This window comes from Nocardia jejuensis NBRC 103114 (assembly GCF_001613145.1).
Taxonomy (GTDB): domain Bacteria; phylum Actinomycetota; class Actinomycetes; order Mycobacteriales; family Mycobacteriaceae; genus Nocardia; species Nocardia jejuensis.
The window spans coordinates 22,012-32,521 of the sequence record NZ_BDBU01000018.1; the positions used below are offsets into that span (position 1 = coordinate 22,012).

Genomic DNA, 10,510 nt, shown 5'->3' on the forward strand with positions numbered 1-10,510 from the left:
GCCGACGAAGCCAAGTACACGCAGTATCTGAAACGGATGACGGTCGAGCTTCGAGAAGCCCGCAACCGGATACACGCACTCGAGCACGCGGCATCCGAACCCATGGCGATCGTGGGCATGGCGTGCCGGTATCCGGGCGGAGTGCACTCCGCGGCCGATCTGTGGACGATGGTCGATCGACGTGCGGAGGGCATCGGCAGTTTTCCGTCCGACCGTGGCTGGGATGTGGCGGGACTGTACGATCCGGAGCCGGGCGTGCCCGGCAAGACGTACACGTGCTCTGGTGGATTCCTCTACGACGCAGGGGATTTCGACGCCGCGTTCTTCGGGATCAGCCCTCGCGAAGCCATGACGATGGACCCACAGCAGCGTCTGTTGCTCGAGACGTCATGGGAGGCGCTCGAGGACGCCGGGATCGAGCCGGGGTCCCTGCGCGGATCGGACACGGGTGTGTTCTCGGGGGTGATGTATCACGATTACGGCCCGATGGAGCAGGCCGGCTCGGTGGTGTCGGGCCGAATCGCCTACACCCTGGGCCTGCAGGGCCCGGCGGTGACCGTGGATACCGCGTGCTCCTCCTCTCTGGTCGCATTGCACACGGCGGCGCAGTCGTTGCGATCGAGGGAGTGCGGTCTTGCCCTCGTCGGCGGGGTCACCGTGATGTCGAAACCGGACATCTTCGTGGAGTTCTCCCGGCAGCAGGGGCTTTCGCCGGATGGGCGATGCCGTTCGTTCTCCGGTGCCGCCGATGGCACCGGGTGGGCCGAGGGTGTGGGCGTCCTGGTCGTGGAAAGGCTTTCGCGTGCAACGGAGTTGGGTCATCGGGTGTTGGCGGTGGTGGCGGGTTCGGCGGTGAATCAGGATGGTGCGTCCAATGGTTTGACCGCTCCGAATGGTCCGTCGCAGCAGCGGGTGATTCGTCAGGCGTTGGCCAATGCCGGACTCGGTATCGGTGATGTGGATGTGGTGGAGGCACATGGCACCGGTACCAGGCTCGGTGATCCGATCGAGGCGCAAGCGTTGCTGGCGACCTATGGCCGGCGCGAGCACGGTGAGCCGCTGCGTCTGGGTTCGATCAAGTCGAATATGGGTCACACCCAGGCGGCCGCGGGTGTGGCGGGTGTGATCAAGATGGTGCAGGCGTTGCGCTTCGAGCGGATGCCTGCGACGTTGCATGTGGATGAGCCGTCGCCGCATGTGGATTGGGCGTCGGGTCGGGTGGAGTTGTTGACCGAGGCGCGTGAGTGGCCGCGTAACGGTCGCCCTCGGCGTGCGGCGGTGTCCTCGTTCGGGATCTCGGGGACCAATGCTCACGTCATCCTCGAAGAGGCACCGGATATCGACACCGCTGTGCCGGAATACATTCGGCCGCAACATGATCCATCGGCCTGGGTGATTTCTGGGAAAACTGCCACCGCCCTGGCGGAGCAGGCCGCGCGACTGCACCGCTTCGTCGCTGATTCCGATGTCTCCGCAGTGGACGTGGCCGGCTCGCTGACGGCTCGCTCCGTGTTCGACCATCGCGCGGTGATTCTGGGCAGCGACAAGAGCGAACTCATCGCAGGGCTGGAATCGGTCGCCGCCGGGCGCTCGCGGTCGAATGTGGTGTCGGGACAAGCGATCACCGGCCGCACGGGTGTGTTGTTCTCCGGGCAGGGATCACAGCGGTTGGGCATGGGCAGGGAACTCGCCGAGGCGTTTCCGGCATTCGCGAGGGCGTTCGACGAGGTGGTCGAGGAAGCCGACCGGTGGCTGGATCGTCCACTGCGCGACGTGATGTGGGGCTCGGACGAGGCGGTGTTGGAGCAGACGGAGTTCGCGCAACCCGCACTGTTCGTGTTCGAGGCAGCGCTGTTCGCCCTGCTGAGATCATGGGGCCTCGCGGTGGACGCGGTGGCCGGTCATTCGGTGGGCGAGATCACCGCGGCCTATGTGTCGGGAGCGCTGACGCTCGCGGATGCGGCGCGGTTGGTGGTGGTGCGGGGCCGGTTGATGCAGGCTCTGCCTCCGGGCGGAGCGATGGTGGCGATCGCGGCCGAAGAATCGGAGATCGCCGAGTTCCTCGCACCCGAGGTGAGTCTGGCGGCAATCAACGCAGCGTCCTCCGTGGTGATTTCCGGTACCGCCGGTGCAGTGGAATCGGTGGCGGCGAAGTTCGCGGCCCGGGGGCGCAAGACCACCCGGCTGCGTGTGTCGCATGCCTTTCATTCGCATCTGATGGACCCGATGCTCGAGCGGTTCGCTGCCGACATCGTGGGAATCACGGTGTCGCGCCCCGGAATGCCGGTCGTGTCCAACCTGTCGGGGCAGATGGCCGGGCAGGGGTGGGCGACGCCCGACTACTGGAAGGCGCATGTGGCCTCCCCGGTTCGGTTCGCCGACGGTATAGCCGCCCTGAACCGATTGGGGGTGACCCGCTTCGTCGAGGTCGGCCCGGGGTCGGCGCTCACGGCGATGGTCGGGGAGTCCATCGACCCCGACTCGGCTATGGCCGTGGCGGCAATGCGGAATTCGATCCCGGAACCTGTCGCGGTGTCGACGGCTCTCGCGCGGGTGTTCGCGGCAGGGGCCGAGGTGGCGTGGCCCGCCGTGATCGGCCATGACGTGAAGAGGCGAATATCTCTGCCACCCTATGCGTTTCAACGAAAGCGATATTGGTTCAGCTCGCGACGTCAGGAGAATGCGGCGGGCCTCGGGCTGCGCGACACCGGTCACCCTCTGGTTGGGGCGGTCATGGACAGCGCGGTGGAACCCGGCGTCGTGCTGTCCGGGCGCCTGTCGCTGGGCGAGCATCCGTGGCTGGCCGATCACGAAGTGCTGGGCCAGGTGTTGTTCCCCGGCACCGGATTCGTGGATCTGGCTCTGCGCGCGGGCGAGGAGGTCGGCTGCCGAGGTGTGTCCGAACTGACGCTGCTCGCGCCGCTGATTCTCCCTGGCGATGGCGTAGTCCGGATCCAGGTGGTGCTGCGTGCGAACGCGGTGGCGCGGGAGCACACGGTGTCGGTGTACTCCCGCGCCGAGGACGCGTCCGAGTGGACACTGCACGCCCGTGGAGTGGTATCGGAGAGTACGGCTTCCGACGATTCCTTCGATTGGGCGACCTGGCCGCCGGCGGGTGCGGAACCCGTGGACGTGGAATCGGCCTACGACGTACTGGCAGAGCTGGGTTTCGGCTACGGTCCGATGTTCCGAGGCCTGCGATCGGCATGGCTGCGCGAGGGCGAGGCATTTGCCGAAGTCGAGCTGGGCGAGGGCATGTCGGCTTCGGGATTTGTGGTGCATCCAGCACTGCTGGACGCGGCCATGCACACCTCGTTGCTGGCAGGTGGTCGATTGATGCTGCCGTTCTCCTGGTCCGGGGTCGCGGTGCCCGCGCGGGCCGTGGATCGATTGCGAGTGCGGGTGGTGACGGTGGGGGAGGACTCACGGTCGGTGCACGCGGCAGACGAGTCGGGCCGACTGGTGCTGTCGGTGGCCTCGCTGGCCGGGCGTGCGGCTTCTCGTGAGCAGCTCGTCGCCGGTGGGGTGCGCGATGCGCTGTTCGGGATCGAATGGAACTCGGTCGTGGTGCCCGCATCCGCTGTCCCGATGCGAACCGCCGTATGGCGGGACGGCGGCGAAACCGATCCCTCGGCCGAACTCGTCCTGCTCCGGGCCGACGGTGACGAACGGACGTCGCCGCGCGATCGGGTCGTTCGTGTGCTCACGGCTGTGCAGCAATGGCTGGCGGACGAGCGTTTCGAGTCCTCGCGCATGATCGTGGCAACCCGCGGCGCAGTGGCCCTGCCCGGTGAGGATGTGAAAGATCTTGCAGGGGCACCGATCTGGGGGCTGGTGCGCGCCGCGCAAGCGGAACACCCGGGTCGGATTCTTCTTCTCGACAGCGATGTCGAAGAGCTGGACGTCGCTGCGACAGTGGCGACGGGCGAACCGGAGTTGGCTCTTCGTGACGGCAATGGCTGGGTGCCACGACTGGCGCCTATCGCCACCTCCGGTGCTCCGGCGCCGGTCGAGATCGACGGCACCATCGTGATCAGCGGCGGCACCGGTGGTTTGGGTGCAGTGCTTGCCCGTCACCTGGTCCGCGTCCACGGCGTGAAACATCTGCTGCTTCTGGGCAGACGGGGAATCGCGGCTCCGGGAGCGGAGACGTTGCGGCGGGACCTCACCGAGGCAGGCGCCTCGGTACGGATCGAAGTCTGTGATGTCGCCGATGCCGAGCGGCTGCGCGAGACCCTGGGCACGATCCCCACCCACGCACCGCTGACCGGCGTGATTCACACCGCGGGTGTGCTCGACGCGGGAGTGATCGGCGCCCTGACGCCCGAGCGCGTGGACGCCACACTGCACGCGAAAGTCGACGGCGCCTGGAACCTGCACGAGCAGACGGCGAACGCGAACCTTCGAATGTTCGTGCTCTTCTCCTCCGTCGGCGGCCAGATCCTCGCCGGCGGCCAGGGCGGGTACGCCGCGGCCAACGCATACCTCGACGCGCTGGCCACGCATCGTCACGCCAATGGTCAGGTCGCCACCGCTCTGGCGTGGGGGCCGTGGGCCGATATGCGGATGGGCGCCGACATCACCGATCGGCAAATGCGCCGGATCCGCCGTCAGGGCGTCATTCCCTTGAGCACGGTCCAGGGGCTCGCGCTGTTCGATACCGCTGTGGCTCAGTCGGATCCGGCGCTGACTCCGGTCCGTCTCGACCGCGCCACGATCAGCGCGCGCACCGATGAGCTACCCGCCCTGCTGCGGGGCCTCGCCCGAACCGTGTCGCGTCGCGAGTCCGGCCACGAGAAGAGGTCATCACAGGCAGAGGACCTGCGGCAGCTGGCCCATCCCGAGAGGCAGGATCGGCTTCTCGGGCTTGTTCTCGACATGGCTGCCGAGGTCCTGTCGTACGACGGGGGCGATCTCGCAGCGGAGAGCGCGTTCCAGGATCTCGGCTTCGACTCCCTCAGTGCCATGGAATTCCGCAACAAGATCAAGTCAGCGACGGGGCTGCCGGTACCCGTCACCGCGATCTTCGATTACCCGACGCCACGCGATCTGGCGAAATACCTGGCCGCGCAGTTCGGCGAGGACGAATCGGTGCCCCTACCGGAGGCGGCGGAAGGTGCGCAACCGAGCCCGGAATTCGAAAGCATGGATGCGGGCGAACTGGTGCGGCGATTCCTCGACCCTCGACCCGACGCCATGGAAGGCGTTCAATCATGACCTCGAACGAAGAACTGATCCAAGCCCTGCGCACCGCAGCTCGTCAGCACGACACCCTGCTGCGAGAGAACGCCGAACTGCGCCGCAGAGACACCGAACCCGTTGCGATCGTGGGCATGGCCTGCCGGTTTCCGGGCGGGGTGAATTCCGCGTCCGAGCTGTGGGACGCGGTGAGCAACGGTCGTGACCTGGTCGGTGATTTCCCCACCGATCGCGGATGGGACATCGACCGTCTCTATGATCCCGAACCGGGCAAGACCGGCACGACCTACACTCGATCCGGCGGATTCCTCTCCGGCGCAGCCGATTTCGATGCCGACTTCTTCGGCATCAGTCCCCGCGAGGCCGTCGCCATGGATCCACAGCAACGCCAACTCCTCGAGGTGTCCTGGGAAGCACTCGAGGACGCGGGTATGGATCCGAAAGCGTTGCGCGGCAGCGATACCGGGGTCTACATCGGATCCTTCTCCTGGGACTACCTGCCGCGCATGGGCGAGGTCTCGCACGAGCTGTACGACTACATCCTGACCGCCAACGGCGGGTCCGTCCTGTCCGGGCGAGTTGCCTACCTTCTGGGCCTCGAGGGCCCGACGGTCATGGTCGACACGGCATGTTCTTCCTCCCTGGTGGCGTTGCACCTGGCCGCGCAGGCCGTGCGCGGCCGGGAGTGCACACTGGCCCTGGTCGGTGGCGTCACGATCATGTCTACGCCCGGCATGGTGCTGGGTTTCGCTCGGCAACAAGGACTTTCGCCCGACGGTCGCTGTCGCTCGTTCGCCGGTGAGGCGGACGGGGTGGGGCTCTCGGAGGGTGTGGGTGTGCTGGTGGTCGAGCGGCTCTCTCGCGCACGGGAGTTGGGCCATCGTGTGCTGGCGGTGGTGGTGGGTTCCGGCGTGAATCAGGATGGCGCGTCCAATGGTTTGACCGCTCCGAACGGTCCGTCGCAGCAGCGGGTGATCCGCAAAGCGCTGGCCGATGCCGGGCTGGGTGTCGGTGATGTGGATGTGGTGGAGGCGCACGGGACCGGTACCAGGTTGGGTGATCCGATCGAGGCGCAGGCGCTGTTGGCGACGTACGGCCGGCGCGAAGGTGGTGAGCCGCTGCGTCTGGGTTCGATCAAGTCGAATATGGGTCACACCCAGGCGGCCGCGGGTGTGGCGGGTGTGATCAAGATGGTGCAGGCCATGCAGTTCGAGCGGATGCCCGCGACGTTGCATGTGGATACGCCGACTCCGCATGTGGAGTGGTCCGCGGGTCGGGTGGAGTTGCTCACCGAAGCGCGCGACTGGCCCGCGAACGGCATCACCCGCCGTGCGGCCGTGTCGTCATTCGGCCTGTCGGGAACGAACGCCCATGTGATCATCGAGGAAGCCCCGCGGGAAACCGATGCGGTTGCGGTAGAGAACGATTCGCGCGAATCCGTGCTGCCGTGGGTGTTCTCGGGGAAGACGGCCGCGGCGCTGCTCGCGCAGACCGGGCGGGTTCTTGATTCCCTCTCCGCCGGTGAGGCGCCGGCCGCGAATCTGGCGGCGTCGCTCGCGCGACGCTCGGTGTTCGAGCACCGAGCGGTCGTGCTCGGCACCGGGACCACGGAGCTGATGGCCGGCGCACGGGCGATGCACACCGGCCTGCCTCATCCCGGTGTGGTGTCCGGTCGTGTGCTGTCGGGTCGTACGGGCTTGGTGTTCTCGGGCCAGGGGTCACAGCGGTTGGGGATGGGTCGTGAACTGGCCGAGGCGTTTCCGGCGTTCGCGGTGGCGCTGGACGAGGTGGTCACGGAGGTGGATCGGTGGCTGGACCGTCCGCTGCGTGAGGTGATGTGGGGTGCGGACGAGGCGTTGCTGGAGCGAACGGAGTTCGCGCAGCCGGCCCTGTTCGCGTTCGAGGTGGCGTTGTTCGGCCTGTTGCGGTCGTGGGGTCTGGTCGTGGACGCGGTGGCCGGTCATTCGGTGGGTGAGATCGCCGCGGCCCATGTGTCAGGCGCGTTGTCGCTGTCGGATGCCGCGCGACTGGTGGCAGCGCGCGGCCGTCTGATGGGGGCTCTGCCCTCGGGCGGAGCGATGGTGGCGATCGCGGCGAGCGAGCGCGAGGTCGCTGAGTTCCTGTCGACGGAGGTGAGTGTGGCGGCGGTGAACTCCCCGACTTCAGTGGTGATCTCCGGGACCGTTGCTGCCGTGGAGTCGGTGGCGGCGATATTCGCGGGCCGGGGGCGCAAGACGTCGCGGCTGCGGGTGTCGCATGCCTTTCATTCGCATCTGATGGAGCCCATGCTCGAACGGTTCGCCACCGAGGTCGCGGGAATCACGGCGGTCCGGCCGCGAATCCCGCTCGTATCGAACGTGACCGGGCAACGCACCACTGACGGTTACGCGGATGTCGGCTACTGGCTGGACCATGTGCGGCAACCGGTTCGATTCGCCGACGGTGTGGACGCGATGAGGGCCGCAGGCATCACCCGGTTTCTGGAGGTCGGTCCCGCCCCCTCGCTCTCCGCCTCGATGGCTCAGAGTGTCGATCCGCGAGGGACGCGGGTGACGACCACCGCCAGGAGTGGCACGGGCGAACCCACCGCGCTGCTGACAGGTCTGGCGGACCTGTTCGTCGCGGGCGGTGCGATCGATTGGCGGCTGGTCATCGGATCTCAGGGCGGACGATGGATAGCGCTGCCGCCGTACGCATTTCAACATGAGCGGTTCTGGCTGGCGCCACATCCACGAACCGACGCCGCGGGCCTCGGGCTGAAAAGCGCGGAGCACCCGCTGGTGAGCGCGGTGGTGGACTCGGCCCTGGACGGCGGGGTGATACTCACCGGAACCGTGTCCCTGGCAACTCACGCCTGGCTGGGCGATCACACGGTGCTGGGGCAGGTGGTGTTCCCCGGCGCCGGATTCGTGGAGCTCGCCCTGCGCGCGGGCGCCGAGGTCGGCTGCGACACCTTGTCGGAGCTGACGATCGTGGCGCCACTCGTGCTCGAGGACACCGGAACCGTACGGATCCAAGTGGTTGTCGAGTCCGAAGGGACCGGCCCGGCGGTCTCGGTGTTCTCCAGTGCCACAGACGATTCCGGATGGACGCTGCATGCTCGCGGGGCGCTGGCGTGTGGCGGCGAGCCGCGATCGGCCGAGTGGGCCCAGTGGCCACCGGTGGACGCGGAGCCGGTGGATGTGAGGTCGGGGTACGACGCACTGGACGAGTTGGGCTTGGGCTACGGCCCGGTGTTCCGCGGGGTGCGATCGGCATGGCGGCGAGGCGAGGAGGTCTTCTCGGAGATCGAGTTGGCCGATGCGGGCTCAGCGTCCGGATTCCTGGTGCACCCGGCGTTGCTCGATGCCGCGATGCACGCGTCGGTGATGGTGGCAGGACAGCTCGTGCTGCCCTTCGCCTGGTCGGGGGTGACGCGCGGCGTCGGCGGCGCGACTCGATTGCGGGTACGTGCGGCAGTGGCGGGGGACAAGTCGCTGAGTGTCGAGATATCCGACGAGACAGGGCATCGGGTGCTCGGGGTGAAGTCGGTGACCGGTCGCCCGGTCACGCGGGAACAGCTCGCCGTCAGCGGTCGGCGGGATTCGTTGTTCGGACTCGAATGGTCCGATCTCGAACCCCCGACCGCGACCGATGATCCTGTCCCGGCGGCGATAGTGGATTGGCCGCCGAGTGCACTCGAGGCCGCCACAGCAGGCGCCGTTGTGCTGCGGTGTGCTCCGGACCCGCACACCGATGTCGGTCGCTTGCGGCACCGGGTCGGTGCCGTGCTGGAGGTGTTGCAGGCCTGGCTGGCGGATCCGCGGGTGGATCGATCGCGACTGGTCGTGGTGACGCAGGGGGCGGTCGGCCTGCCCGGCTCCGACGTGAGCGATCTGGCGGGATCGCCGATCTGGGGCCTGGTACGCGCCGCGCAGTCGGAGCACCCTGGACGAATCATCCTCGTCGATGCCGACGACGCGGATCCGGATGTGTCCGCGGTGCTCGCCGCGAACGAGCCGCAGATCGTCCTGCGCGAGGGCCGGATGCTCGTGCCGCGGCTGGTGCCCGTGGACGCGCCCGCCGATATGCCGGAGATCGAGACCGGCGGCACCATCCTGATCACCGGCGGCACCGGCGGTCTCGGTGCGGCGGCGGCACGTCATCTGGTGCGGGAGCACCGCGTTCGCCGTCTGCTGCTACTGAGCAGACAGGGGATGGCCGCCCCGGGCGCCTCGGAACTGTATGCGGAGTTGACGGACGCCGGTGCGGCAGTGCGAATCGAGTCGTGTGATGTCGCCGATCACGAGCGACTACGCGAAATCCTGGACGGGATTCCCTCCCACGCGCCCCTGACCGGTGTGCTCCACACCGCCGGCGTGCTGGAGGACAGCGTGGTGACGTCGTTGACGCGGTCCGGAATCGACACGGTCTTCGCTCCCAAGGTCGACGGCGCCTGGAATCTGCACCAGCTGACCAAGGACATGGACCTCACGATGTTCGTTCTGTACTCCTCGGTGTCGGGCGTCCTGGGTGGACCGGGTCAGGGAAACTACGCTGCCGCGAACGCGTTTCTCGATGCCCTCGCCATACACCGGCGAGCCCATGGATCGGCCGCCGTCTCGTTGGCCTGGGGTCCCTGGGCACAGGAGGGAATGGCTGCGCGCCTGGCCGAAGCGAACCGCAGCCGACTGAACCGATCCGGGCTGGCCGAGTTGACTTCCACCGAGGGGCTGAGCCTTCTCGACCAGGCTCTTGCGGGTGGGAAGAGTCATTGTGTGCCAGTGCGTTTGGATCGGAGCGCGCTCGCCGCGGTCGACACGCCGCCACCGATCTTCGAGAAGATCCTGCGTCGGGAACGTGGCCGCGGGCCCGCGCGCGCCGGAGCCGGCGACGCCGCTGCAGCCCTGCGGGCAATGGATGTCGCGGCTCGGCGCCGGACACTGCTCGATCAGGTGCGCGGGCACGCGGCCGCGATCCTCGGCTACGCGGGTGCGCACCTCATCGACGCCGACCGGCCGTTCCAGGAGATGGGTTTCGACTCGCTGACCGCTGTCGAATTCCGCAATCGACTGAGCACAGCGATCGACGCCGGTCTACCGGCAACGCTCGTATTCGACTACCCGACATCACGGACCCTGGCCGATCACCTGGCCGAACTGGTCCAACCCGAGAGCGCCGCCGCCGATTTCACGCAGCGGACCGCAGCCGGTGGTGAGGCGACAGCTCGCGCCCGGTCCGCCGCCTCGGTCGGCCGGATTCGGGACATGGATGAAGAAGACCTGATCCGCCTCGCGCTCGGCGACGCGTACAGCGAGAAGTAGGCGGTGAC

The 10,510-nt window shown here is 67.7% G+C and carries 2 protein-coding genes and 4 pseudogenes; all 6 read left to right on the forward strand.

Features of this window, described 5'->3' with window-relative positions:
* Window positions 1-96: 96 nt before the first annotated feature.
* A pseudogene (locus NJ1_RS41140) lies at window positions 97-2,559 on the forward strand (type I polyketide synthase); the annotation flags it as partial.
* 165 nt (window positions 2,560-2,724) lie between these two features.
* Window positions 2,725-4,548: pseudogene (locus NJ1_RS41145) on the forward strand (type I polyketide synthase); the annotation flags it as partial.
* Window positions 4,549-4,878: 330 nt separating this feature from the next.
* Window positions 4,879-5,217, forward strand: a complete 339-nt coding sequence (locus NJ1_RS41150) for an acyl carrier protein (RefSeq protein WP_439957694.1) — start codon at window positions 4,879-4,881, stop codon at window positions 5,215-5,217.
* Between the two features lie 80 nt (window positions 5,218-5,297).
* Window positions 5,298-7,814: pseudogene (locus tag NJ1_RS41155) on the forward strand (type I polyketide synthase); the annotation flags it as partial.
* Window positions 7,815-7,982: 168 nt separating this feature from the next.
* Window positions 7,983-9,812 (forward strand): annotated as a pseudogene (locus NJ1_RS41160) (type I polyketide synthase); the annotation flags it as partial.
* A gap of 282 nt (window positions 9,813-10,094) precedes the next feature.
* Window positions 10,095-10,502, forward strand: coding sequence for an acyl carrier protein (locus tag NJ1_RS41165; RefSeq protein WP_439957695.1), 408 nt, complete (start codon window positions 10,095-10,097; stop codon window positions 10,500-10,502).
* Window positions 10,503-10,510: the final 8 nt, after the last annotated feature.